Origin of the sequence: Exiguobacterium sp. Leaf187, assembly GCF_001423925.1 — a bacterium.
GTDB classification, from domain to species: Bacteria; Bacillota; Bacilli; order Exiguobacteriales; family Exiguobacteriaceae; genus Exiguobacterium_A; species Exiguobacterium_A indicum.
Map to the genome: position 1 here is coordinate 1,447,597 of NZ_LMPR01000009.1, position 25,298 is coordinate 1,472,894.

The window sequence follows — 25,298 nt, forward strand, 5'->3', positions numbered from 1 at the left end:
GGATCACTTCTGCTTCAAGCGTGCGAGCGCCCCGTCAATCTGATCTTGATGATGGGCGTCATGAGCAACGAACGACTCGACGAAGGCTTGCGGTCGAAAATCCTCATAGGTCGCTTTAAATTGCCCGTTAGACAAACGATCGAGGTGATTGACGATGTCACGCCGGACGCTGATTGCTTTCTTCAACAAGGCGAGCGGATCGATATGATGCGCATATTCGACCGCCAGTCGATTGAACTGATCAAAATCCGTTTCGACGAGCGTCAATGGTTCATCCGGTAACTTCGAGATGGCATGATCGTAATAAAACCGGTCCCATAAATACAGATGACTGACGCACTCAAGGACGGTCCACTTATTAAGCGCAAGCGGCAGATCCCATTCTTCCGGCGACAAACGTTCAAGGGATTGATAGTAGGCAATCGCAAATTGCAGTTCAACCAATTCTTGGCGCATCTCGTTTTCCTCCTCCAACCAAAAACTTCGCCTTTACAGAGATTTTCCCTGCAAAGGCGAAGCGGTAAACCTGACTTAGACCGTATATTTGTTTGACTCGATGAGGCGTTTTGCGATGTCGCGTTTCGTACCGATGACGTTGATCGGCTGGTAACGGCTGAATTTTTTCAGCGCTGAGAGCAACATCCGGAGCTCGTCGCCGCTTGCTGCCGCGTAGAGCGTCTCTTTCGCGTCACGCTCGACAGCTTCGAACGCTTGTTGTGCGAAGACTTCCGTGTAACGGACTTTCAGTTCGCTCTTCTCGATCCCTTTGTCGGCAATCGCTTTGTCCGTCCGAACGATCGCTGACTCAAGCGCATAGATCGCACTCATGATGTCAGCTGTGTTCGCTAAGATCTCTTGTTCGCCTTGGAGTTTGTCCTGGTATTTCTGGACCGCTGTTCCGGCAGTCAACAAGAAGATTTTCTTCATCATCGCGAGTAAGTGACGTTCGCGATCAAGTGGTGCTGTTCCGATTTCGGTCGGCATGAAGCTCATCACTTCTTGTTGCAGACGCTGTGCTTCCGCAAGCAACGGTAACTCGCCTTTCATCGCTTTCTTCAGCAATGTTCCTGGGACGAGAAGACGGTTAATCTCGTTCGTTCCTTCGAAAATCCGGTTGATCCGTGAATCACGGTACATGTTCTCGACTTCATATTCTGCCATGAAGCCATAACCACCGTGGATCTGGACCGCTTCGTCGATGACGTAATCAAATGTTTCCGAAGCAAAGACTTTGTTCATTGAGCACTCGATTGCGTACTCCGCGATCGCATCGGCGATTTTCTTACCGTCCTTGCTCTCTTCTTCAGACAACTGATCGAGACTGTCTTGGAACAGACCACCTGTCCGGTAGACCGAACTTTCCATCGCATACGTCTGTGCTGCCATTGTCGCGAGTTTTTCTTGAATCAATGGGAATGAGCTGATTGGTGTTTTGAACTGTTTCCGTTCGTTCGAGTACTGGACTGCGAGATCGATCGCCCGTTTTGACGAACCAACAGCGCCAACAGCTAATTTATAACGACCGACGTTCAAGATATTGAAGGCGATGACGTGACCGCGTCCGATTTCACCAAGGACGTTATCGACTGGTACTTCTGCATCTTGTAAGATCAACGTCCGTGTCGATGATCCTTTGATTCCCATCTTCTGTTCCTCGACGCCTGTCGAGACGCCTGGATACGATCCTTCGACGAGGAAGGCTGTGAACTTGTCCCCGTCGATTTTTGCGTAGACGACGAACAAGCTTGCGAAACCAGCGTTCGTGATCCATTGTTTTTCACCGTTCAAGATGTAGTGCGTGCCGGCTTCATTCAAGACAGCCGTCGTTTTAGCACCAAGAGCATCCGAACCAGAGCCTGGCTCTGTCAACGCGTACGAAGCAATCCACTCTCCTGAAGCGAGTTTCGGCAAGTATTTCTGCTTTTGCTCTTCGTTACCGAAGAAGACGATCGGCAACGAACCGATTCCGACGTGTGCGCCGTAGCTGAGGGCGAATGAACGACCGCGTGCGAACTTCTCCGTGATGATCGAAGACGAAATCTTATCCATCTGATAGCCGCCGTATGCTTCCGGAACGTCTGCGCCGAGTAGACCAAGCTCGCCTGCTTCGCGGAGTAGACCGACTGATAATTCGAACTCGTGTTTTTCAATCCGGTCAAGGACAGGAACGACACGATCTTCGACGAACTTCGCTGTCATATCACCAACCATTTTGTGTTCTTCTGAGAAATCCTCTGGTGTGAAGAGACGTTCTGGTGCTAACTCATCTAATACAAAACTGCCACCTTTGATTAATTCGTTTGTCGTTTGGCTCATTGTCCTGTTCCTCCTTCAACTAGTTCGAATACACCTGCTGCGCCCATTCCGCCACCGATACACATCGAGACGACACCATACTGGACATTCCGGCGTTTCATTTCATGCAAGAGCGTCAATGTGAGTTTTGTTCCTGTACAACCGAGTGGGTGACCGAGGGCGATCGCTCCACCGTTTACGTTGACGATGTCTTCGTTTAATCCAAGCTCGCGGATGACACCGAGTGACTGCGAAGCGAACGCTTCGTTCAACTCGATCAATCCGACGTCTTCAAGCGTGATGCCTGCGAGGTCCAGTGCCTTCGGAATCGCGACGACTGGTCCGATCCCCATCACTTCCGGACGAACACCACCGACCGCGAACGATTTGAACTTACCGAGAATCGGTAACCCTTGGCGTTCTGCTTCTTCTCGTTCCATGACGAGGACAGCTGCCGCACCGTCTGACGTCTGCGAAGAGTTCCCTGCTGTGACGCTACCGCCAAGGCGGAACGCTGGGCGAAGTTTCGCAAGACCTTCCGGTGACGAATCCGGACGAACGCCTTCATCGTGTTCGACGATGAATGTCTTCTCTTCGATTTTCAGTTCATCATTGACGAATTGTTCCGTCACCGTTACCGGGACGATTTCGTCAGCAAACTTACCAGCCGCGATTGCTGCTGCCGCTTTTTGGTGACTCTTCAACGCAAACGCATCTTGATCTTCCCGTGAGACATTGTAGGTCGCAGCGACTTGCTCCGCTGTGTGCCCCATGCTCATGTAATATTCCGGTGCCGTGTCGACGATTGACGGATTAGGTCGGACGACGTGACCTGGCATCGGGACTTGACTCATTGATTCGAGTCCACCAGCGACGACCGCAGTTGCTTGCCCCGTCATGATTTTCATCGCTGCGTCAGCGATCGATTGTAGTCCACTTGAGCAATACCGGTTGATCGTGATCGCCGGTACCTCGTGTGATAATCCACCGAGGACCGAAGCGTAACGGGCGATGTTCATGCCTTGTTCCGCTTCCGGCAAGGCACATCCGAGAATGACGTCATCGACCGCTCCCGTGTAACCGGACCGTTTCAACGTTTCCTGGATGGCGATGCCTGCTAATTCATCCGAGCGCATCGATTTGAATGCGCCCTTTTTTGCTTTTCCGACCGGTGTTCGTGCACCGGCGACGATTACTGCTTCCTTCATCCGAATCCCCCCAGTCCTCAGTTACGAAGCGGCTTGCCTTTGACGAGCATGTGCTGCATCCGTTGTTGTGTCTTCATCTCACCGATCAGGCTCAAGAATGCTTCCCGTTCGATGTCGAGCATATATTGTTCATCGACGTGGCTACCGAAGGCGACGTTTCCGCCGGCGATGACGTGTGCGAGTTTACTTGCGATTTTCAAATCGTGTTCCGAGATATAACCGCCGTAGAACATTTCGCGTGTTGCGAGTTCAAGCGTCGCTTTCCCCGCACGACCGACGACTGGAATCTTCGCTTTCGCTGGTGCCGTGTAGCCGGTCCGGTCCAGTTCAAGGACGAGTTGTTTCGCATCATACGTCAAGTGATCCCGGTTCATCGAGATCTGATCAACAGAGCGGACATATCCGAGTTCGCGTGCTTCAAAGGCTGATTTTGAGACTTTTGCCATTGCGACGTTTTCGAACGTCTTTTGTGCTGCTTTCTCGATATTAACGAGTCCGTCTGGTGTGTTTTCTAACAGTCGACGATACGTATTGACGTTTCCGCCGCCTCCCGGAATTAGACCGACACCGACTTCGACGAGACCCATATACGTTTCAAGACCAGCTTGCAGACGAGCCGCCGGAAGCGAGATCTCCGTACCGCCACCAAGCGTCATTCCTTGTGGGGCAGCGACGATCGGACGTGATGCGTAACGAATCTTTTGAATCGATTGTTGGAACTTGTTGATGATCCAGTCGAGTTCGAACCAGTTTTCATCTTCCGCTTCCATCAGCATCATCGCTAGGTTCGCACCGACACAGAAGTTCTTGCCATCGTTCGCGATGACGAGACCACGGTGGTTTTTCTCAACGAGATCGACCGACTGTTCGATCATCTGCATGATGTCGACACCGATCGCATTGCTCTTCGATGTGAACTCGAGCACCGCAACATCGTCGCCGATATCAAGCAGGCGTGCCCCGTTGTTCTCTAGTAAAACACCGTTTGACTTCCGGACGTCGCGGAGGCGGATTTCCTTCGGATTGACCGTTGCTCCAACGTAGTCTTTCGTTGCAACGTCATAATGACGACCGGACGCATCATAGAAGCTCGTTTTTCCTGCTGCGAGCATCTCATCGACCCATGCCGGTACTGCGTAACCGTCTTGTTTCATCTTCGCGACCGTTTTCTCGACACCAAGTGCGTCCCATGTCTCGAACGGTCCCATCTTCCAGCCGAAGCCCCATTTCATTGCTTCGTCGATCGCTTTGATGTCGTCTGCGATCTCACCAGTCAGCTGAGCTGAGTAGAGCAATGTTTTCGCATGGATCGGCCAGAGTAAAGCACCGACACGATCTTGCGCGAAGACGACGGCTTTCAGCTTGTTTTTTGCGCCCGGAAGTGCTTTAGCTTGTCCGATTGACGGCTCGGTAAGCGCTTTCTTTTCAACGTACTCAAATGTCTCTAAATCGAGTTCAAGGATCTGTTTTCCGACTTTCTTATAGAAGCCTTGACCCGTCTTCGCACCGAGTGCCCCTTGTTCGACAAGGCGACGCATTTCAGCCGGAACCGCGAACGTCTCCTTCTCCTCGCCTTCTGGCAACAAGTCATAGACGTTGTTCGCGACGTGAACGAACGTGTCGATGCCGACGACGTCGAGTGTCCGGAACGTCGCTGACCCTGGGCGACCAAGCAGTGGACCTGTGACCGAATCGACCTCCCCGATCGAATAGCCACCTTTTTTCATCTCATCCATCGTCACGAGAAGACCGTATGTCCCGATTCGGTTGCCGATGAAGTTCGGTGTATCCTTCGCAATGACAACACCTTTCCCGAGTCGTTCCTCTGCGAATTGCTTCATAAAGTCGACGACACTCGGATCCGTGTCTGACGTTGGAATCAACTCAAGTAACTTCAGATAACGTGGTGGATTAAAGAAGTGTGTCCCGAGGAAACGACGATTGAACGACTCCGAACGCCCTTCGCGCATCGCTTCGATCGAAATGCCTGATGTGTTCGAGCTGACGATCGCGTCTTCCCGAATGAACGGTTCGATCGTTTTAAACAATTGCTGTTTGACGTCGAGTCGTTCAACGACGACTTCGACGATCCAGTCTGCTTCCTTCAGACGTTCTAAGTCGTCTTCTAAGTTTCCGACCTCGATGAAGTCAATCAATTTTTTCGACGCGAGTGGTGCTGGATTTTGTTTCAAGAGTTTTTCGCGGTTATCGCGCGCGATGCGGGAACGGACGCGCGGATCACTCAGCGTCAAGCCCTGCTTCTCTTCTTGTGCCGTAAGTTCTTTTGGTACGATATCAAGCATCAATGTCCGTATGCCAGCATTCGCAAGATGTGCCGCGATGCCTGCACCCATCACCCCTGAACCGATGATGACGGCGAATTGGATGTGTTTCGTCAACTGGATTGTGGTCGGCTGACCGATTTGACTCGCCATGATATACCCCCTGATTTTAAATTGAATGAACAACCATTCATTATACTGACAAAAAAAGAAGCCGAACGACTTTGGTGTGCTTCTTCTACATCTTCATCATAAATGAATAATGATTCAGTAGCAATAAAAAATCAGTCAATGGACAAATTTTCCTGTTAGACTGATAAAAAGGAGTGGTTGAAAATGAGTCAAACCGAGCATGTATGGAATCAAAAAGCCGCTGACTGGGCGGATCGCGCTGACGATATGTGGACGAACGGCAGTCGGAAAACCGTTTTGCCGTTCTTACGAAAAACAATCACCGGTGGTCGCTTGCTTGATCTCGGTTGCGGTGATGGAGCAGCCTGTCGCTTACTGACACCGGACTTTCAGACAGTCGGACTTGATGTCTCAGACGAGATGATCCGGATCGCCCGTGAGAAGTCACCCGAGCAGACGTTCATCGTTGGAACGGGGGAAGCATTGCCGTTCGCTGATCATGCGTTTGATGTCGTCCTCGCCGTTAACTCACTCGAATGGTCGACACGTCCCGTTCAAGTGCTTCAAGAAATCGAACGCGTCGCCCCGCTTGTCGTCATCAGTCTACTCGGTCCGACAGCAGCACCACGGCAACTTGCTTATCGTCGTCTGTATGGTGAGGAAGTCGCGATGGGGAATACGATGATGCCGTGGGAACTGTTGCAACTAGCAAAAGAACGGGGTTGGACGTTACTCGATGAAGCGGTCATTCAAAAAGAAGGAGCCGTCATGACTGGGCATCGGTTACTGGATCAAGCACATGCTTTCTCGTGTTTGTTTGCTTTTCAGACGACAGCTGCGAGGGAGAGATAAGTATGTCATATAGTCGTTTTTTCACTTCAATTTTAGGTGTGATTTCCATCTTCTTTTTATTTTACGTACAAGAGCTTGGTATTTTCGGAAAGTGGCAATTCTATATTTTCTTCATGGTTGTATTCGTTGGTACACAGGCCTTAGGAGAACGGGTATTATTTCGTCGATTCGAAGAAAAACGATTCCATCCACAGACGGCTGTTTTATTAGTTGCACTATTATTTGTTGGAATTTTTATTGCGGCGAATGTTTTGTATCCTTGATATAAATCGAGTCTTACTACAACGTTGCTAACCTCACTGTCCTTTCACCCGCTTTCCTCAAGCTAGACACAAGCCAGTCTTCCTCATCCTTCGGATGACGAATCCGGGTCTTGATTGTCTCTGACAGCGCGATAAAACGTCGCGCTTTTTCTTGTAGGAGTCGGGTGAAGACATGTGAGGAGGTTGAACGTATTCAATACTAAAAGCGATCGATTCCATTGACGGAATTCGATCGCTTTTGATGTGAGTTCATTTAGGACGAACCGGGCATCTTCGACTCCTACAGGAAAAGGAAGCATGAACCATGCTTCCGTCAGGGAAGAGGAAGACCCGGCAAATCACATGGAATGTGAGATGCCGCGGCTTACTTCCCGCCTGAGGAAAGCGAAGATGATAGGGACGTCCGGTATACTATGCTTTATCCTCCGTGCGTTCGCTGATGTACCTGTCGCAACCACTCTTCAATTAAGACGAGATCCGATTGTTCTTCCCATTTCAGTCGGAAATAGAGTGTCTGTAGCATCTGTTTGACGTTACGATACGTCGTCCACTCCGCATCTCCCCATGTCACGTCACTCTCAAGCCACTCCTTAATATTACGTTCGATTCGTTGTAATAGGACGTCTTCCGACAGTCCATGACGACAAGCTTGCAACCACGCCGTCACCATCCGGTCCGCTTCTTCATCGACATAGAGATAATCGGATCGGATCAACTGACGAATCATCGCATCAATCGCTCCGAGCTCCTCCTGCGGACGACTCGCTGGGTGCGTAAACCAAACCGCATAGACATCTGCGATATGTGCCATGCTGTGTGCCCACCCCATTCCGTCAATGAATCCACGGACATCCTTTTCTTGCTCCAAATAGGTTTGTAAGTAAGTGGACAGCCGACCCAACTGACTTTGCGTCAATAAGTGTCGGGTTTTGTCCATCACTAACAATTCAGCGAGTGCTAATGCTGAAAATGATCGCGTCAGAACAGCTGTTGTGTCCGCTGTTCCCATTCTATACATCAATCCATGCCCGCTTAAAATGAAATCGAAAATTCGATTGGTGTCTTCTATCGTAAAGGACTCTGATGCGATGTAGGTCGCTAACTGCGGATAGATCAATCCATCCCGTAACTCAGAATCCGTCGAACCGATATGTAGAAGTAACTCATCGAGTAATGCAGGCGTTACACTCGCGTCTTGTTGTAGCAGTTCCTTTAATTCTTGTTCTGTGCATGCCATTCTGTCCTCTCCTCTCTGAATCAAAAAAAGACGATGCAACGTTGCATCGCCTTCTCTTCTTATCCTTTGACCATTCCTTTGAGAACGAAGGCAACGTTTGCCGGTCGTTCTGCTAAGCGGCGCATGAAGTAACCGTACCAGTCACGTCCATAAGGAACGTAGACACGGACTTTATAGCCTTGTTTGACGAGTTCGAGTTGACGCTCGACCCGGATACCAAATAACATCTGGAATTCGAACTGGTCTTTTTCGATCCCATTTTCTTTAGCGTGACGGATGACTTGCTCGATCATCGCATCGTCATGTGTTGCGACGGCAGCATAGTTTCCGAGTGATAATTGTAACTTCACGAGCTTGATGTAGTTATGGTCGACGTCTTCCTTCTCTGGGAACGCAACCGTTGCCGGTTCTTTGTATGCCCCTTTGACGATCCGGAGATTCGTCTCGAAGCGTCCGACGCGTTTGATATCATCTTCCGACCGGTAGAGGTACGACTGGATGACCGTCCCGATGTTATCGAAAGATTGGCGCAATTCTTCAAACAATTGAATCGTCTTTTCACAACGTGGCTCATCTTCCATATCAATCGTGACGAAGACACCGAGTTCTTTCGCCCGTGTTAAGATCCGTTCCATGTTCGAGCGAATCAAGTCGTCCGAGATATCGAGTCCGAGTGATGTCAGTTTCAACGAGAGTTGCGAGTCTAATTTTTCTTCCGCAATCATCTCAACCGCACGAATACATTCTTGTGTCATCATCTCTGCTTCCGCTACCGTCGAAATGAACTCCCCTAAATGGTCCATCGTGACGCATAACCCTTTTGCGTTCAATTCCTGGATCGCCCGTTTCGATGCTTCCAATGAATCCCCTGCCACGAAGCGACTTGCTCCGAATTTAAGCCCGTATCGCTTGGCGAGACCGTTCAATGTCTTGTTTTGCGATAAGAAGATAAAACCATCCCGTAGTACTTTTTCCATCACTCATGATTCCCCCTAAATAAATGCTAGGCTGTTTTACCGTGTCGGTTCACATCTCTGCCTTTATATTATGCCATAAAGCGCTTACATGCGCTCTTTCTTTTGTTTATTTTTGAGAATCTGATGGGCAACGATACCAACAGCGAAAAACAAGACATACAGACCAATCGCAACAAAGAACTGCCACGAGAACGGATCACGAAGGCTTGAGCCGATATTGTTGTAAACGAATGCACCGGGAATGATCCCGATATAGTTGGCGATGGCGAACTGTTTAAAGCGGATTTTCGATAGACCCGACGCGTAGCTGATCGCGTCAAACGGAAACAGCGGAATCAACCGGACGATCAAGACGACGAGAAAGCCGTTCGTTGCGATCCGGTCGTCAAGCACGTTCAGCTTCCCTTTCCCGATCAACTTCTCGACGCCACGGCGACCGAGCAACCGGGCAATCCAAAAGCTGAGCAATCCGCCGGTACCAGCACCAATGACGTCGAGTAATGTCCCGAGCCACGGACCGTACGTATAGCCGCCAAAGACGGTCAAAAGACTCGCCGGAAAAAAGACGAGTGGTCGGACGGTATAAGCGAGCACATAGAGCAACATCCCTGTCAGACCTTGATCCCGTACCCAATCCGATAATGCTTGAATGTCGAATTGCTCCAACATTCCCGACATTCGGAAATACAGGAGCAATCCAAGTCCAAACATAAAATACAGCGTGATCGGGAGCCAGTCCCGGAGCCGTAGTTTCTTCATGACATCGTCGCCGGAGCAACGTAATAGAAAATCGACAGGAAGATCAACACACTACCAGCAAGGACGAACAGATGCCAAATCGCGTGGTTATACGGCAAGCGTGCCCAGACGTAAAAGATGACGCCGAGGGAGTACGCAAGTCCACCACCGAGGAGCAGTAAGAATCCTTGTAATCCAAGTGCTTCATAGATCGGCTTGATCGCAAACAGACAACACCAGCCGAGGATCAGATAAGACGCATTCGAGATCCAGACATATTTACCGGTCGAATAAAGCTTCCAGATGATGCCGAGCGTTCCGACACCCCAGACGATTCCGAGCAATGTCCAGCCGAGCGGACCACGGAGTGTGATCAAGGCGAACGGTGTATAACTACCAGCAATCAAGAGATAGATGCCAGCATGATCTAAAATTTGTAGAACCTTGTTTGCTTTCGTATGCATCAGCGAATGCATCAAGGTCGAGAACAGATAAAGGAGAATCATCGTTGCCCCGAAGATACTGACAGCAGTGACGTTCCAAGCGCTGCCGGATTTCGTCGCCTGCAGGATCAACATCACGAGCGCGACGATACTGAAAATGACACCCAATCCGTGTGTAATGGCACTGGCGATTTCCTCTTTCAAGGAGTCACCTTTTGCGAGTAGCTCTTCGATCGTTTCTTTCGATTGTTGCTTGATCGTTTGCTTAAGTTCTTTTTTGGTAACCAACCGAACACCTACTTTCTAATGACACAAGACTAACACTTTGATTATACGCTCTGAAGCGACAGCGTGCCTATCGAAAGATTCTGTCGATTTGATGACAACCGTCATCTGTTTGTCTTTTCCCGCTTATACAAAAATCCACACCGCCTAGGCGATGTGGATGTCGTTTACCATTGTTCAATATCCGGGCGATCCTTGAACGTCGATTTTGTACCGTGACGTTCGTTAAGGACGGCCTCGACTTCTTTGAATGAGACACCGCGCTCAGCGAGCAAGACCGTTAAGTGATACAACAAGTCTGCTGTCTCTTCTGCTAACGTATCGTTACCAGCAAGAACGACTTCAAATGCCTCTTCACCGAACTTCTTCGCGATCTTCTCATACCCAGAAGCAATCAAATAGTTCGTATAGGATTCTGCTTCTTTCGCGTCAATCTTCGCTTTGACCGTCTGTTCCAGTTCGTATAACATCGGGCACCTCCACTTCCGTATAGAAACAACTGCGATTTCCGGTATGGCATGTCGGACCATTCGCTTTGACCGTGATCAAGAGACTATCCTGATCACAATCGATCCACATCCGTTTGAGTTCAAGCGTGTTCCCGCTCGTCTCCCCCTTTGTCCAGAGGCGATTCTTCGTCCGCGAGAAGAAGGTGACGAGACCGGTCGCAAGCGTCTTATCATAAGCGGCTTGGTCCATGAAGCCGACCATCAAGACATCGTTCGTCTGTTCGTCGACGACGACGGCAGCGACGAGTCCTTTTGAAAAATTCAATGTCGTCATCGGACTTCGACTCCCCGTTCTTTGAGGTAGGCTTTCGTTTCCGGCATCGTGTACGTCGCTTCATGGAAGATCGAAGCAGCTAAGGCTGCGTCAGCGCCTGCTTCCAATCCTTCCGCCAAGTGATCGAGTGTCCCGACACCGCCGGAAGCGATAATCGGCACGTTGACGACTTCACGCAGACGACGGATCAAGGCGAGATCATACCCGTCTTTTGTTCCGTCAGCGTCCATCGACGTGACGAGTAACTCGCCGGCACCGAGGGCGACAGCTTCCTGTGCCCACTCGATCGCGTCACGTCCGACGGGTTGTGTTCCACCGTGAGAGAAGACACCCCATGAGTCACCGGTCTGCTTCGCATCGATTGCGACGACCGTCGCTTGGACACCGAACAGGCGGCTGACTTCTTGAATCAGTTGTGGATTTTGAAGCGCTGATGAGTTGAGTGAGACTTTGTCAGCACCGGCACGAATCAAGCGTTTCGCGTCTTCGATCGTCTTGATTCCGCCACCGACCGTAAACGGCATATAGATGACTTCTGCGACGCGTTCGACGATATCAAGCATCGTCTCGCGCCCTTCTTGCGTTGCTGAGATATCGAGCAGGACGAGTTCATCTGCCCCTTGTTCGTAATAATACTTTGCGACGGCAACCGGGTCACCGAGATCACGTAGATTCTGGAATTTGACCCCTTTGACGACACGTCCTTCCTTGACGTCAAGACAGGGAATGATTCGTTTCATCAGCATACGCGCAACACCTCTTTTAAGGCAAGTGATCCGTCGAGTAACGCCCGACCGACGACCGCTCCGTCCATCCCGATTTCTTTGAGGCGCGCGACGTCATCGACTGTCGTCACACCACCGGAAGCAATCAATTCGACCCCTTCCCGCTTTAGACGATCGAGTCCATCAACGTCCGGTCCCATCATCATTCCGTCACGCGAAATGTCTGTATAAAGGAACGTCTTGATGCCTTTGCCGATCAGGTGTGTCATTGCCTCTTCAAGCGTCCAACCGCTCGCTTCGAGCCAGCCGCGTGTTTGAACGATACCTTCTTTGGCATCTAACGCAACAGCCAGTTTATCACCAGCGAGAGCAATCATCTGCTCGAGCAACGCTTCATCCTCGAGGGCGACCGTGCCGACGAGAATCCGGTCGATTCCGGCACCGACGTATGCTTCAACGGTTTCGATGTTACGGACACCACCACCAGCTTCGACGAACAAACCGGTCTCCTTTTTGATGTCGGCGATCAAGCTCAAGTGCAACGGTTCGCCGGCCTTCGCACCATCAAGATCGATCAAGTGGATCGCTGTCGCCCCATCTTCCTTGAAGCGCTTCGCAATCGTCAACGCATCACCGAAGAATGTCTGTTGGTCAAAATCTCCTTGCTTCAGGCGTACGGCCTGTCCGCTCATTAAATCGATTGCTGGGTAGAGTTGCATGTCGTCTCTCTCCATTCCTTCAGTAGTTTCAGTCCGACTTCGCCACTCTTCTCCGGGTGGAACTGCATCCCTGTGACTTGTCCTTTTTGAACGATTGCCGGAACAAGACGTCCGTATTCAACCGCGTCGACGATCCATTCTGGGTCACAAACAGCGCCGTACGAGTGGACGAAATAGACCGCTTCGCCGTGGTTCGTCAGCTGGTGCCAACCCATGTGCGGCAAGCGGACGTCATTCGGTAATTTTTCGATCGTTCCCGGTAAAATCCCGAGACCTTCCGTCAGTCCATCTTCGTCACTTGATTCAAAGAGCAGTTGCATCCCGAGGCAAATCCCAAGAAACGGTTTCTTTTCCGCTTGTTCTTTTAAGAAGTCGACGAGTCCCGTTTCCTTCAGGCGTTCCATTGCCGGTGCATAAGCACCGACACCCGGTAAGACGAGTGCTTCCGCTTGGTCGAGCAACTCCGTGTCACTCGTGACGATGACTGCTTCGCCGAGCTCCTTTAACGCCCGCTCGACATTCGCGATATTCCCGACGCCATAATCGACGATTGCTATCATTGATCAATCAACCCTTTCGTAGACGGTACGCCTTCGCTCGTCACGGCGACTGCCTGACGGACGGCCCGACCGAGTGCTTTGAACAACCCTTCGATCATGTGATGCGTGTTCGAGCCATATAAGACTTCAGCATGAATCGTCATCCGGGCACTGCGCGATAAGCCTTGGAAGAACTCTTCTGCGAGTTCCGTATCAAAGTCACCGAGCTTCGGATTCTTGAAGCTAGCACGGAAGACCGTGAACGGACGACCGCTGAAGTCAAGGACGACCGACGCGAGTGTCTCGTCCATCGGCACACGGGATTCACCGTAGCGTTCAATCCCGGCTTTATCGCCGAGCGCTTCCGTCAACGCTGCCCCGAGGACGATCGCTGTATCTTCGACCGTGTGGTGGGCATCGATCCACGTATCACCTTTTGCGGTCACCTTCAGACCGATTCGAGCCTGGAAGGCGAATAACGTCAACATATGATCAAAGAAACCGACACCGGTCTTAATCTCAACCGGACCTCCTGCGAGATCGACCTCGACCTTGATGTCTGATTCTGCACTTACTCGTTCGCTTGCGCCACGCCGCATCGTAATTCCTCCTCTACACACGTTTCTAATACTTGCATCGCTTCTGGTGACCCGCAACTGACACGGAATGCTTGGTCAAACAAGCGGATCCGTAATCCGGCGTCAGCACAACGCTGCGTAAAGCGTTCGGCTTCTGGATACTCGACGTAGACGAAGTTCGCTGCACTGGGATACGTCTTGCCGATTGGGGCAAGAATCCGTTCGATTGCTTCGCGGCTCGCATATGTTTCTTCTAAGACCCGATCGAGTTCCGGTTCTGCCATGATGGCGATGCCGACAGCTGCTGATAGACCAGAGACGTTATACGGTGATTTGATCTGTTCGATTTCTTCAATGATTTGTTCGCTCGCGATGACAAAACCAAGTCGGAGCGATGCGAGACCGAACGCTTTTGAGAGCGTCCGTAAGATGATCGCTTTCGGATATTCCTCTAATAAGTGAAGCATCGACTGTTCGAGTGCAAAGTCGATGTACGCCTCATCGATGACGACGTATTTGCCACTGTCGAGCAACCGACGGATGTCCGCTTCCTTGCGGAGGACACCGGACGGATTGTGCGGGTGACTCAGGAAGATGATCTCACCAGGAGCTCCGATCAATCCGTCGACGTCAAGCGCCATCTCGTCGAGTAACGGCACGCGTTCGAACGGTGCCCGTGCCCGGTCAGCGTAGAACTGATACATGACGAAGTCCGGTTCCGAGGCGATGACTGGCATCCCGGGTCCGCCGTAGCGGGCACATAAGTAGCCGATCAACTCATCCGAGCCGTTTCCGGCGACGAGTTGCGTCGGACGGACACCGGCGTACATCGCGTATGATGCCTTGACTTGATCGATGATTTCGACTGGATATTCGTTTAATGGGAACGTTGCGATCAATTCCTGGATCGCTTCGATCCCGACTGGACTGTGGGTCGTGAATCGTTCGTTTTGGTGTAATCGCATTAGTCTTCCCTCACTTCGATGGCTTGTGCGTGTGCTTCGAGTCCTTCGACCCGGGCAACGGTCTTCGCTGCGTTCGCGAGACGTTGTACGCCTGCGCGTGTGGCTTCGAGCATCGTCTGGTGACGCAGGAATGTCCGCGCTGATAATCCAGACGCAAAACGAGCTGTACCGGATGTCGGTAAGACGTGGTTCGTTCCGGCGACGTAATCGCCGAGTGTTTCCGGTGTCTCGTGACCAAGGAAGATCATCCCGGCGTGACGGATCGATTTGACGACCTCTTGCGGATTGGCAACGGCAAGTTCCAAGTGTTCCGCTGCGAGACGATTCGCTTCTTCGATCGCTGTTTCGAGTGGAGCGACGAAGACGCCACCGTTTTCCATCGCGCGACGGGCAATCTCTTGACGCGGCAATTGTTGTAAGCGCCGTTCGATTTCTGCATCAACCGCTTGTTTCATCTCTTCCGTTGGCACGAAGGCGATCGCGACAGCGTCCCGGTCGTGTTCGGCTTGCGCAAGTAAGTCTGCAGCGATCCGGTCTGGATGCGCCGTCTCGTCCGCGATGACGACAACTTCCGATGGACCGGCAACCGAGTCGATGCCAACAATCCCGTAGACTTGGCGTTTTGCTTCAGCGACGAAGCGGTTCCCGGGTCCGACGATCAAGTCGACGGCTTGGATGCTTTCTGTTCCAAATGTCAGCGCGGCGACCGCTTGCGCTCCACCGATCGTATAGATTTCTGTCACACCAGCGATCCGTGCCGCAACGAGAACCTCGTCACTTAAGTTCGTCATCGGCGTTACCATGACGACGCGTTCGACTCCGGCAACCTTCGCTGGAATCGCGTTCATCAAGACGGTCGATGGATAACTGGCTGCACCACCTGGTACGTAGATCCCGACCGAATCGACAGGAACGAACCGTTGGCGTCGTGTCACGTCTGCCTCGACGAGTTCGATGTCCGACGGTAGTTCTTGTTCGTGCCATTCGACGAGTCGTGTCGCCATCAACTTCAACGAGTCGATCAAGTTGGCATCTGCCTGTTCGAAGGCTTGTGTGATCCGTGTTTCACTGAGACGGAAATCCTCAAGATCGACCTGATCGAATTGGTTCGTGTAATCGCGGACAGCAGCGTCACCGTCTGTTGCGACGCGTTCGAGAATCGCGCGGACCGCGAGCTCCGTGTCGCGATCAATGCTGAAAGGTTTTGTCGGTGTCATGATCGTGTCACTCCTTCTGTCAATTGCTCCAGCAAGCGGATGACTTCCACCCGCTTCCGTTTTAACGTCCATTCGCTCGTAAAGAATCGAGCGCTGATATCGATGATTTTCTCGTATTCGTTCAGTCCGTTCGCTCGTAACGTCTCACCCGTCTCGACGATATCGACGATCGCGTCAGCAAGACCGAGTAACGGTGCCAACTCGACGGATCCGTTCAACGGTACGATGTCGACGTCGACACCGAGTTCGCTGAAGTAGCGTTTTGCGATGACTGGATACTTCGTCGCAATCCGAACGCGGCGCCCACCTTCGAATTGCAAAGGCTCCTTCGCACAGACGGACATTCGGCAGACGCCGAACGGCAATTCCGCCAGTTCTGATAGTTCTTGATCCGATTCGAGTAAGATGTCACTCCCGGTGATCGCAACGTCGAGAACACCTTGAGCGACGTACGGAATCAAATCCGATCCTTTCATGAAGACGAATTCGTGCTCGCCCCGTTTGACGATTAGTTCGCGTTCAATGGCTCCCCATGTCTCGACGCCAGCTTCTTTCAGATAACGTTCTGTCGCTTTCGACAGCCGTCCTTTCGTAATTCCGATTCGCATTTAGAGCACCTCCGCCAACCGTTCGACTGAGAATCCGATGCCGAACGCTTGTTGTTCTTGTCCGAATTGTTCATAAAGCCGGTCGTAGCGTCCACCGACGAGGACGGGTTCCGTCACACCTTCGATGAAACCGTGAATCGTGATCCCGTCGTAGTACGTCTGTAAGCCCATTTGTCCGAAGTCGAGATCGGCATTAACGGCTTCCGCGAGATCAAGCACGGCATTGAGTCGTGTCTCGTCGACATACGGTAGAATCGTCTCTGCTCCTTCACGTCCGAATAATAAAGGAAGTTTTGCAAGTAAAGCATCATCGAGTTGACCCGCGATTCGCTTCAGTTCAATGACGTTACGTAAACGAAGCATCTGCGTCACTTGGTCGCGTAAGTGGTGATCACCGACACGCGTCTCAATCAAATGCTCGATTAGACCAGCATCACCGATCGAGAGTGTGACTTCTTTTCCTGTCAGTTCCTCAACGAGTCGGACCGCGAGTTGGATTGCTTCGACTTCTGCGATTTGTCCCCGTTCCTCGAATCCGACCTGGAACTTCTCTTCTGGTTGAAAGACCGAGCCACTGTAGAAGACACGTTTATATTGTTCGCGACCCCGTTCGCTGAGGGCACGCGCGACACTAGTCGTAAAATCCATCCGAATCTGTTCCCGTCCACCGATTTCCTCAATTAAGGGGGTGATTAATCGGGTATAGTTAGATTGTTCGAGTCCATCTTCGAGCTGACGGATGACCTGTTGGAGCCGCGTTGCCGAGGCACCAACGTAATCTGTCGCTCCATCCTTGAGTCGAATCGTAGAAAATGATTGCATACTCCCACTCCTTTATCTTATTATCACTGTACCACGCTAAATTATTTAACGATAAGATACCGCGTTTCGGGCACATTGTCAATCGCTTTGCTTGCCAATTCTAAAAAATCGGAGGGTTACTCATGCAATTATTGAAATGGGACGGTCACGTCCACAGTCCATATTGTCCACACGGTACGAAGGATCCACTCGAAGCCTACATCGAGCGTGCCTTAGAGCAAGGCTTAGAACGGATCAGCTTCACGGAACATGCCCCTTTACCTGAAGGTGTGACGGATCCTGCGCCAGATAACGATTCCGGAATGTCATTCGCGACAGCCGATGCCTACCTGAAGGAATTAACGCAACTCCGCGAGACATACAAAAATCAGATCGACATCCGAATCGGGATGGAGTTCGACTACTGGGAAGGACATGTCGACGGGACGCGTGACATCATCGCCCGCTACGCTGACGTCTTAACCGACGGCATTCTCTCACTGCATTACTTATACATCGATGAGCAATATTACGGCGTCGACTTCAGCAAGGAAAGCTTCGGTGAGATCGTCACGAAACTCGGAAGCGTCACGGCGGTCCACGAACGCTATTATGAAGGCATCCAAGCCCTCGTCATGACGGACCTCGGTGCACACCAGCCGAAGCGCCTCGGTCACTTGACGTTACCGACGAAATTCATCCAAGCCTATCCGCTTGAGTCGAACCCAACGAACCTCGACGACACGTTACGGAAGATCCGTCAGGCGAACTTCACACTCGACGTCAACACAGCAGGACTCCGGAAACCATTATGTGGTCTTTCCTATCCTTACCCGGAACTCCTGCAAGTCACGCAGTCGTTATCGATTCCACTCGTCTATGGATCAGATGCCCACCTCGCAAAAGATGTCGGTGCTGATTTTGATTTCAAATGGTAAGAACGTAAATAGATAAAAGATCGCGCGCTTCACTTACTCTGACAGGAGTTGTGTAAAGCGCGCGATTTTTTTATTCTGTTTCGCTATACGGAAACGATCCTGACGTGACAGGTGACAATGATGCCGCAAGTATTTTAAGGCGATCAACTGATACGTTACCGGCTAACAAAACCGTCTGTTCGCCGTCTTGATAAAACAAGCTAGCTTCTCGTTTCGTCTCATGGACGTAAGCTTCTATTCCATTCGCCAATGTCACGACCTCCGACGGTTTGCTGTCCATCGGTTGCTGCGGGAGCTTCGAAACCGTAAGGATTGATTCTTTTCCAGCAAACGTCCATGTGATTGGCGCGTCTTCCGCATCACTCCAACTCATTTCGTTCGTTGTAAATGTCGAAAATGGGAGCTTCAAGCCACGTGATTCCGAGCGTTCCGTTGTAACAGGTCCTGTCGCAGGAAGAACACCAGTTAATATCCAGCGATCAGACTGTTCATAAAACAAAACGATGTAATGATGTGGTCCTTCCGGAGACTGCAGCGTGACAATCGCTTTTTGACCAAGAATCACTTCCGACAAGATATCATCATTAGTCGGTACGGCGGTTTGTCCGTTTTTATAGGTCAGCTGTATTTGCTCGACGCTCGCTTTGCCTGGTGTATCTGCATCGACGGAGGGCTCTTTAATTAAAATTTCTTCGACTTCATTTTGTCCTTTAGTTGGTTTCACGGATACAATTTCTGCAGATGGTTTTACAGCATGTTCTTTCGTCTCCATTGTACACCCCGATAAGACGCAACTACTGATCAATACAATAGTTGTCATCGACTTCGTAAAACGCATTTTTCCTCCCCCTTACCATACCTTTACTTCTTTTAGTATGGCAGGTCGATACCTGCTAGTATCCGAATAAATTCGCACAAACAGGAAATGTTTTATTAAAAATCAAGTCAAAGAAGACCGGTAAACGTATCGCATACGTCTACCGGTCTTCCGGTTTATCTATTCTAAGTTGGCATGTTTCCCGTACATCGTTTGTGAATCGAGTTGCTTGTCTTCCATGATCTGTAGAATCAAGGCATCATAGAACAACAACATCGTCTGTTCGAACAATGAGCCCATTGGTTGCACCGTCTCGTCCGCTGATGCCGTTCGTTCTTTCGGAACTCCAGGCAGTTGGACGATCACGTCAGCTAATCGTGCTAACGTCGATGTCGGATTGATCGTGACGACGGCAACCGTTCCACCGAGTTGCTGTGCTTTCTCGACGATTGGAATCAACGTCTTCGTCTCACCCGATCCGGAACCGACGATCAACAAGTCACCGTCGCGTAAGTTCGCCGTGACTGTCTCGCCGACGACATACGCGTCGAGTCCCATATGCATCAGTCGCATGACGAACGCTTTCCCCATCAAGCCGGAGCGACCGGCTCCTGCGAGAAAGATTCGATTCGATTGCAAGACAGCGTCTGCCAGTTCTTTTGTCTCGGTCGCATCGATTGCTTCGACCGTCGAAGTCAGCTCTTCGATAATCGTTTGAATGTGTGTCATTTACGCCTCTTGTAGCATCCGGTGCATCGTTGACGCTGTCTCTTGTTTATCATCTTGTCCCGTGATGCCACCACCGACGATGATCAGATCAGGACGTGCCGCGATGACTTCCGGTAACGTCTCCATCTTAATGCCACCTGCAACAGCTGTTTTTGCGTTTGTCACAACCGATTTGATTGTCGCGAGATCCTCGAATGAGTTTTGACCGACTGCTTGCAGATCGTAACCTGTGTGGACACAGATGTAGTCGACGCCCAACGCATCGAGTTCTTTCGCACGTGTCGCAATATCTTTAACGGCAATCATGTCGACGAGAATCTGTTTGCCTGATTTTTTTGCTTCTTCGACTGCCCCTTTGATTGACATGTCTTCCGCTGCCCCAAGGATCGTCACGATGTCAGCACCGTGTGCGACAGCTTGACTGACTTCGTAACCGGCAGCATCCATGATTTTCAAGTCAGCGAGGACCGTTAAGTTCGGGAACGCGGCTTTCATTTCTTTGACGGCGCGGAGCCCTTCGTTGATGACGACCGGTGTGCCGATTTCAACGATATCTAAATTGTCTTCCCCGATTTCTTTGACTAAAGCAATCGCACCTGCTGTATCGACTAAATCAATTGCGAGTTGTAATTTCATTTTGTATCTCTCCCATTCTTCTCTGTATTGTCGTACCTGACACTTCCTTCAGACGTTCAGGAAGGAACAGGACTAAATATAATCCGCAGGAGCATTCTTGAGAAGTACGCACTTTTAATTTACATAGTGCGGTTTTTCATACATAGTGCAGAAAAGTATACTGTCGATGGGAAGAAAGACTATACTGGAGCAGGAGGTGGATTGATGCCACATTTTGAAGACCGTCAGTTTAACTGTGAGAAGGAATTGACCCTCTCGATCATCGGGGGCAAATGGAAGATGCTCATTCTTTGGCACTTAGGCAAGGAAGGAACGAAACGCTTCGGGGAACTGAAAAGTCTGATGCCTGGGATCACGCAACGGATGCTCGTCAATCAACTGCGCGAACTCGAGGACCACCATATCATTCATCGGGAAGTCTATCCGGTCGTACCACCGAAGGTCGAATACTCGTTGACACCGCACGGTCATAGCTTAATGCCGATTTTAGATGCGATGTATGACTGGGGTAAGGATTATGCGAAAAATGTTCTGGAGATCGACTTCGAACAACAAAAGATATCACCATAAAAAAAGATGCTCATGGTCTCGTCTCTTTTCAGAGATAAGTCCACGGAGCATCTTTTTTTAGGATTCTTCGGTCGTATAGATTTTCGACATCGCCAGTTCATCAACGTATTCCCCATCGATGAAGAGCGACGCAATCCGTGTCCCTTCGATGTTAAAGCCAAACTTATGATAGAGCTCGATTGCCCGCAAGTTATCCTTGCGAACCGTCAACTCGAGTCGGATGAGCCCTGCTTCAATGGCAAACGCATCGACTGCCTCAAGTAGACCCGCACCAAGACCACGACCCGTATAGGCATCAAGCAAGCCGATGACAAGATTCGCGCGGTGTCGGATTCGACTCGGTTCACCACCAACGACGAGCACATACCCGACAAGTTGTTCATCAACGTCCACGACAAAGATGTCCGAGTTGGCAGCCTGACCGAACTTTTCGATGAACGCCTCCGCCTGTTCTGTTGACAGGACGCGTTCCTCTGGCTCATACAACATATATTTCGTTTCACGATCAATGCGTCGCATCAAGTCCGATAAGGCTTTTCCGTCCATTAGCGTGGCTCGTCGTATCATAGGTGTCATTTCCTCTCTAGATTTATATAAGTAACATTATTTAAATATAAAATCAAAATTTATATTTTTTAAAGTAAGAATTAAAATCTCTAGTTTTATTAACTTTATATCCTAGCTTTTCAATCATTTTAACATGATTTTTGTTTGGATATTTTGTATTCTTCCCTACACATACTATCGCTGTTGAATCATTGGATACTTTAGTAAAACCTATTTGAGATAAACTCGGAATATTAGTTTCTGCACCATGATGTGAAACTAATAATAATTTATATTTATTTTTCATCATAGTGGATGGAATTTGGATATATTCACAATCGCCAGTAAGTAATATCTTATTTTTATTATTTTTTACTGCTAATAATAGTCCAAGATTATTTTTATTATTGTAGCGAGTTTTAATTGTATTTGTGCCTATTTTAACTTTGACATTCGAATTTTTTCCATCACCTTTTCCAAGTGTAAAGTAATCGTTCTCAAAGATAACTTTATTATTAAATTTTTCGTCTACAAATATGCAGTTGATTTTTGGATTACAGTATAGAAATGCCGCTAGTCTTAATGCCCCTAAGCTCATATTAACATTAGGCAAAGCAGGCACTATCCACAGTTTTTCAAACTGTTCTATAGATAAGTAAACTATTCCTTTTATGTGATCTTGGTCCCAATGAGAAAGCATCATCGAATAGTGACCTTTCAAATCTTGGACAGCTTGTTCAGCTATTTTTTTTATGTCTTTAGATGGACTATTTCCAATTCCAATATCGAAAACAATGCTAGAAATATTTTTTTGATCCCTCTTATCTATGAAATCAATTTTCAACCAATTCCCTTGGCCTATATTATTAATAGTTAATTCATTTGTGACATTTGCATGTTTAGTCTTTATTAAGCCATTCATCATTTCTGATTCAATTGAATGAGAACATTTTTCAGTTTTTATAATTGATTTAGTCTTATTATTTAAATTTATAATCTTGTCAATAAGTGATTGATCTCTTACTACATTTATTTCTGTCACGTAAGCTGATACTGTTTTTATTGGCGAAGCACTAAAAACAACTGTTCCTCCGATTCTCTCTTTAGAAGTAGCATCAACCTCATTATTATTGTTTTCCATAAAACTAACTTCAAACAAATTTATACTGTCATTATTAGAATAAAAATCCTTTAAATCTCCACCATTGTTAGGGTAAAAATCATAAAAATAAGGTCTGTATTCAGGATACTCTTCAGGGTATTCTCCATTTACGTACTGATAGTCTATAAAAAGCATTTTATTGTTAGTTAGACTAAAAAAGTAATCTCCATCTTCTTCAATTAGAATGGCATAAGTTTTGTATTCTTTTTTTGTAGAGGGTATAATCATGCCTTCATATAAAAGTTTACTCTCTAATTTATTATGATTTGAAAAAGTCTCTTTCAACGAAATTTCTTTATTATTAAATAATTGGTCATTAATTATTGGTCTAGAAAATGAAAATTCATAAATTTTTAGTGTTTTGTAAATTGATTTATCAAGTTCTCCGATTCTGTGAATATTACTACGAGCATAAAGATACTTCAGTATATCTACTGAGTGTATTTCAAATTTCGGGTAATAACTAATGTAAATGAAACCATATTCCCACTCTAACTTTATAAATTTTTCTTTATCTAAATAATTTTTTTCTAAATACACTTTTTTTATCTTTGCTATATTTAATTTTTCATCTTTATTATTATAAATAAATAAATATCCAGGATTATTGTTAACCTCTTCTACTAAAACATCTAAATTTCTTCTTTTGTATTCAATCATTAATGTTTGTTCAATAATATCTAATTCTGTTGAGATAAAAATATTCTCAAGCATATTTCCACCTTTTCTTTTATAATATTAAAAAAATAAAATCCAATTAATCATTACCATTTAATCAGACTTTATTTTCTCTATTCAATTTTCGGTCAACTTAGTAACTGAATTCGCTAATCTTCTCTCTCTACTTACTTCAGTAGTATAAAATCTTTGATCAATTCCGTAAATCAGTGACTTTAAATCCTCCTCCGACTTTAAAATAAACTTTTCATCAGTTTCATCGAATTTCAAATTAGTGCAATAACTTTTTACGTATTTTAAGGTACTATACAATTCTTGTAGATTCATTTGATTTAATGAGCCAGAAACTAAGCTAATTCGCTTTCTATTATATGTTTTTACAGACTTTGCATTATAATCACCTTCTAATTTGATAAACTTACTTTCTAAAAATTTATTAACTTCATCCTCAGTTGCTTCTTTAAATAGAAAATCTATTCCGAAAAATATTGATTTAATTGTGTTTAAATTTTTAAAATATAGTATATCGTTTTCTTTGTTATAAAAAGCATCTGCTCGATTTTTTATAACCAAATTTGGACCTTCTTCTACTAATTGATTTTTCTTTAAACTAATCAATTTTCTCTCAACTATTTGACTAGGCGTGACTCTTTGAAAAAAATAATTATCACCATTAATCCAAAAAATATACTCTAACTTATTTTCATTAATGTTATTTAACGTATTGTAATCAACGTCACTAAACTCATTTTTAATAATATCAATTGAATAGCTCTGCTCAGAAAATTCTTTTATAAAAAAGTATTCCTCTTCATCTAGCATATATTTAGGATCATACTCTCTAACATGATCTATTCTATATTCGGGAAATAATTCAATTTCACTATCTATAGATAGTATTTTTTTATATTCTTTTTCCCCTTTAATTTTCGCCATTAAAGAACTCATTAAATATCTCCCCTATCAATAAAAGTAAAATCATTGATCCTTTTAAGATTATTAAATTTGTACATCTTCGGATTCTTTATCAACTTTTTAGTTATTAAAAAAACTTTTGTATTATTTGTTGTTGTAACATAATAAAAATGATAATTCATTAAGATAAATATTGGATTAAAATAATTTGTTTGAGAATAGAAAGTAAATACAAACACTATAGAATATATAAAACCAAATACTATCCAGTCTCTATCTAAAATACTTAAAGATACAAAAAAATAACCCAAATATGTCGGCAAAAACGAGTGATTTACCATTTCGACATTATTAATCATATTTTCGTTTGTCCTAGAAGAAGACAGACTAGAGTTTTCTAAAAATCTTACTGAAATTAATAAAATAACATTAATAATCATAATAATAAGAAAATAAGAAAAATAAATTGCTATCTCAACATATTTATTTATAAAATAACTAGTAAATATATGAGATTTTATTAAATATATGACTACAAATAAAGATGTTGAACTCAATGTTAGTAGACATCTAAACAGCAATAACAAGAATCTCAATCCTTTCTGAAAAATACGTTTATCAGTATACCACTAAATCCAATAAATTTCATTTATATGAAAT

At 47.3% G+C, this 25,298-nt stretch carries 26 protein-coding genes and 1 pseudogene; 4 read left to right on the forward strand and 23 right to left on the reverse strand.

The genetic code is table 11. From position 1 onward, the window contains the following. Nucleotides 1–3: 3 nt before the first annotated feature. The 4 genes from ASF99_RS11740 to ASF99_RS11755 all read right to left on the reverse strand — a co-directional run bounded on the left by ASF99_RS11740 (nucleotide 4) and on the right by ASF99_RS11755 (nucleotide 5,938). Nucleotides 4–456 carry a DinB family protein gene (locus ASF99_RS11740; RefSeq protein ID WP_055968854.1) on the reverse strand — a complete coding sequence of 151 codons (453 nt, stop codon included), beginning with the start codon at nucleotides 454–456 and terminating at the stop codon, nucleotides 4–6. A 75-nt stretch (nucleotides 457–531) separates the two neighbouring features. Further along, nucleotides 532–2,316, reverse strand: coding sequence for an acyl-CoA dehydrogenase family protein (locus ASF99_RS11745; protein ID WP_035396370.1), 1,785 nt, complete (start codon nucleotides 2,314–2,316; stop codon nucleotides 532–534). Then, entirely contained in the window at nucleotides 2,313–3,503 is a 1,191-nt protein-coding gene (locus tag ASF99_RS11750) for an acetyl-CoA C-acetyltransferase (protein WP_055968856.1), read from the reverse strand. The genes ASF99_RS11745 and ASF99_RS11750 overlap by 4 nt, the downstream gene beginning before the upstream one ends. A 17-nt stretch (nucleotides 3,504–3,520) precedes the next feature. After that, on the reverse strand, nucleotides 3,521–5,938 hold the full coding sequence (locus tag ASF99_RS11755) for a 3-hydroxyacyl-CoA dehydrogenase/enoyl-CoA hydratase family protein (protein WP_055968858.1): 2,418 nt from the start codon (nucleotides 5,936–5,938) through the stop codon (nucleotides 3,521–3,523). A 183-nt stretch (nucleotides 5,939–6,121) separates the two neighbouring features. Between ASF99_RS11755 and ASF99_RS11760 the strand changes: the two genes are divergently transcribed. Together ASF99_RS11760 and ASF99_RS11765 are read left to right on the forward strand one after the other, a co-directional pair. Continuing rightward, nucleotides 6,122–6,769, forward strand: a complete 648-nt coding sequence (locus ASF99_RS11760; protein WP_055968860.1) for a class I SAM-dependent methyltransferase — start codon at nucleotides 6,122–6,124, stop codon at nucleotides 6,767–6,769. 2 nt (nucleotides 6,770–6,771) lie between these two features. Beyond that, nucleotides 6,772–7,032: a hypothetical protein gene (locus tag ASF99_RS11765; RefSeq protein ID WP_055968862.1), complete on the forward strand. Its 261-nt coding sequence runs from the start codon at nucleotides 6,772–6,774 to the stop codon at nucleotides 7,030–7,032. 418 nt (nucleotides 7,033–7,450) lie between these two features. On the opposite strand, the gene ASF99_RS11775 is transcribed toward ASF99_RS11765, so the two are convergent. The 13 genes and pseudogenes from ASF99_RS11775 to ASF99_RS11840 form a co-directional block, all read right to left on the reverse strand. Continuing rightward, nucleotides 7,451–8,269: a DUF2785 domain-containing protein gene (locus tag ASF99_RS11775; RefSeq protein WP_055968866.1), complete on the reverse strand. Its 819-nt coding sequence runs from the start codon at nucleotides 8,267–8,269 to the stop codon at nucleotides 7,451–7,453. Between the two features lie 59 nt (nucleotides 8,270–8,328). Continuing rightward, complete coding sequence (locus tag ASF99_RS11780) at nucleotides 8,329–9,246, reverse strand: proline dehydrogenase family protein (protein ID WP_023469178.1); 918 nt, start codon at nucleotides 9,244–9,246, stop codon at nucleotides 8,329–8,331. Nucleotides 9,247–9,330: 84 nt separating this feature from the next. Then, the gene (locus ASF99_RS11785; RefSeq protein ID WP_035396352.1) at nucleotides 9,331–10,005 is read right to left on the reverse strand and encodes a TVP38/TMEM64 family protein; all 675 of its coding nucleotides are present in this window, start codon (nucleotides 10,003–10,005) and stop codon (nucleotides 9,331–9,333) included. Continuing rightward, the gene (gene trhA / locus ASF99_RS11790; protein ID WP_035396436.1) at nucleotides 10,002–10,661 is read right to left on the reverse strand and encodes a PAQR family membrane homeostasis protein TrhA; all 660 of its coding nucleotides are present in this window, start codon (nucleotides 10,659–10,661) and stop codon (nucleotides 10,002–10,004) included. Before trhA ends, ASF99_RS11785 begins: the two co-directional genes overlap by 4 nt. A gap of 218 nt (nucleotides 10,662–10,879) precedes the next feature. Next, nucleotides 10,880–11,495: pseudogene (gene hisIE, locus ASF99_RS17625) on the reverse strand (bifunctional phosphoribosyl-AMP cyclohydrolase/phosphoribosyl-ATP diphosphatase HisIE). Further along, entirely contained in the window at nucleotides 11,492–12,241 is a 750-nt protein-coding gene (hisF, locus tag ASF99_RS11805; RefSeq protein ID WP_023469183.1) for an imidazole glycerol phosphate synthase subunit HisF, read from the reverse strand. The pseudogene hisIE and the gene hisF overlap by 4 nt, the downstream one beginning before the upstream one ends. After that, nucleotides 12,235–12,939 (reverse strand): 1-(5-phosphoribosyl)-5-[(5-phosphoribosylamino)methylideneamino]imidazole-4-carboxamide isomerase, encoded by a 705-nt coding sequence (hisA, locus tag ASF99_RS11810; protein WP_035396350.1) that lies wholly within the window; start codon nucleotides 12,937–12,939, stop codon nucleotides 12,235–12,237. The genes hisF and hisA overlap by 7 nt, the downstream gene beginning before the upstream one ends. Next, nucleotides 12,912–13,499, reverse strand: coding sequence for an imidazole glycerol phosphate synthase subunit HisH (hisH, locus tag ASF99_RS11815; RefSeq protein ID WP_023469185.1), 588 nt, complete (start codon nucleotides 13,497–13,499; stop codon nucleotides 12,912–12,914). Before hisH ends, hisA begins: the two co-directional genes overlap by 28 nt. Beyond that, nucleotides 13,496–14,077, reverse strand: coding sequence for an imidazoleglycerol-phosphate dehydratase HisB (gene hisB, locus ASF99_RS11820; protein ID WP_035396348.1), 582 nt, complete (start codon nucleotides 14,075–14,077; stop codon nucleotides 13,496–13,498). The genes hisH and hisB overlap by 4 nt, the downstream gene beginning before the upstream one ends. Next, on the reverse strand, nucleotides 14,050–15,021 hold the full coding sequence (locus ASF99_RS11825) for a pyridoxal phosphate-dependent aminotransferase (RefSeq protein ID WP_055968868.1): 972 nt from the start codon (nucleotides 15,019–15,021) through the stop codon (nucleotides 14,050–14,052). The genes hisB and ASF99_RS11825 overlap by 28 nt, the downstream gene beginning before the upstream one ends. After that, nucleotides 15,021–16,238, reverse strand: coding sequence for a histidinol dehydrogenase (hisD, locus tag ASF99_RS11830; protein ID WP_035405944.1), 1,218 nt, complete (start codon nucleotides 16,236–16,238; stop codon nucleotides 15,021–15,023). The genes ASF99_RS11825 and hisD overlap by 1 nt, the downstream gene beginning before the upstream one ends. Next, entirely contained in the window at nucleotides 16,235–16,846 is a 612-nt protein-coding gene (gene hisG, locus ASF99_RS11835) for an ATP phosphoribosyltransferase (RefSeq protein ID WP_023469189.1), read from the reverse strand. Before hisG ends, hisD begins: the two co-directional genes overlap by 4 nt. Beyond that, complete coding sequence (locus tag ASF99_RS11840; protein ID WP_035396343.1) at nucleotides 16,847–17,668, reverse strand: ATP phosphoribosyltransferase regulatory subunit; 822 nt, start codon at nucleotides 17,666–17,668, stop codon at nucleotides 16,847–16,849. A 122-nt stretch (nucleotides 17,669–17,790) separates the two neighbouring features. Between ASF99_RS11840 and hisJ the strand changes: the two genes are divergently transcribed. Continuing rightward, nucleotides 17,791–18,585: a histidinol-phosphatase HisJ gene (hisJ, locus tag ASF99_RS11845; RefSeq protein ID WP_055968870.1), complete on the forward strand. Its 795-nt coding sequence runs from the start codon at nucleotides 17,791–17,793 to the stop codon at nucleotides 18,583–18,585. 70 nt (nucleotides 18,586–18,655) lie between these two features. Here the strand turns inward: hisJ and ASF99_RS11850 are convergent, their stop codons facing one another. The 3 genes from ASF99_RS11850 to hxlA all read right to left on the reverse strand — a co-directional run bounded on the left by ASF99_RS11850 (nucleotide 18,656) and on the right by hxlA (nucleotide 20,767). Beyond that, on the reverse strand, nucleotides 18,656–19,423 hold the full coding sequence (locus tag ASF99_RS11850; protein ID WP_055968872.1) for a hypothetical protein: 768 nt from the start codon (nucleotides 19,421–19,423) through the stop codon (nucleotides 18,656–18,658). Nucleotides 19,424–19,582: 159 nt separating this feature from the next. Further along, on the reverse strand, nucleotides 19,583–20,131 hold the full coding sequence (gene hxlB / locus ASF99_RS11855) for a 6-phospho-3-hexuloisomerase (protein WP_055968874.1): 549 nt from the start codon (nucleotides 20,129–20,131) through the stop codon (nucleotides 19,583–19,585). Further along, on the reverse strand, nucleotides 20,132–20,767 hold the full coding sequence (hxlA, locus tag ASF99_RS11860) for a 3-hexulose-6-phosphate synthase (protein WP_023469194.1): 636 nt from the start codon (nucleotides 20,765–20,767) through the stop codon (nucleotides 20,132–20,134). It lies immediately after the preceding gene. Nucleotides 20,768–20,971: 204 nt separating this feature from the next. On the opposite strand from hxlA, the gene ASF99_RS11865 reads away from it, so the two are divergent. Beyond that, nucleotides 20,972–21,337 carry a winged helix-turn-helix transcriptional regulator gene (locus ASF99_RS11865; protein ID WP_029342458.1) on the forward strand — a complete coding sequence of 122 codons (366 nt, stop codon included), beginning with the start codon at nucleotides 20,972–20,974 and terminating at the stop codon, nucleotides 21,335–21,337. Between the two features lie 57 nt (nucleotides 21,338–21,394). Here the strand turns inward: ASF99_RS11865 and ASF99_RS11870 are convergent, their stop codons facing one another. The 3 genes from ASF99_RS11870 to ASF99_RS11880 all read right to left on the reverse strand — a co-directional run bounded on the left by ASF99_RS11870 (nucleotide 21,395) and on the right by ASF99_RS11880 (nucleotide 24,671). Next, complete coding sequence (locus ASF99_RS11870; protein WP_023469196.1) at nucleotides 21,395–21,904, reverse strand: GNAT family N-acetyltransferase; 510 nt, start codon at nucleotides 21,902–21,904, stop codon at nucleotides 21,395–21,397. A gap of 52 nt (nucleotides 21,905–21,956) precedes the next feature. Then, a complete protein-coding gene (locus ASF99_RS11875; protein ID WP_055968876.1) occupies nucleotides 21,957–23,759 on the reverse strand; it encodes a hypothetical protein in 1,803 nt (600 codons plus the stop codon). Nucleotides 23,760–23,840: 81 nt separating this feature from the next. Continuing rightward, the gene (locus ASF99_RS11880) at nucleotides 23,841–24,671 is read right to left on the reverse strand and encodes a hypothetical protein (RefSeq protein WP_055968878.1); all 831 of its coding nucleotides are present in this window, start codon (nucleotides 24,669–24,671) and stop codon (nucleotides 23,841–23,843) included. Nucleotides 24,672–25,298: the final 627 nt, after the last annotated feature.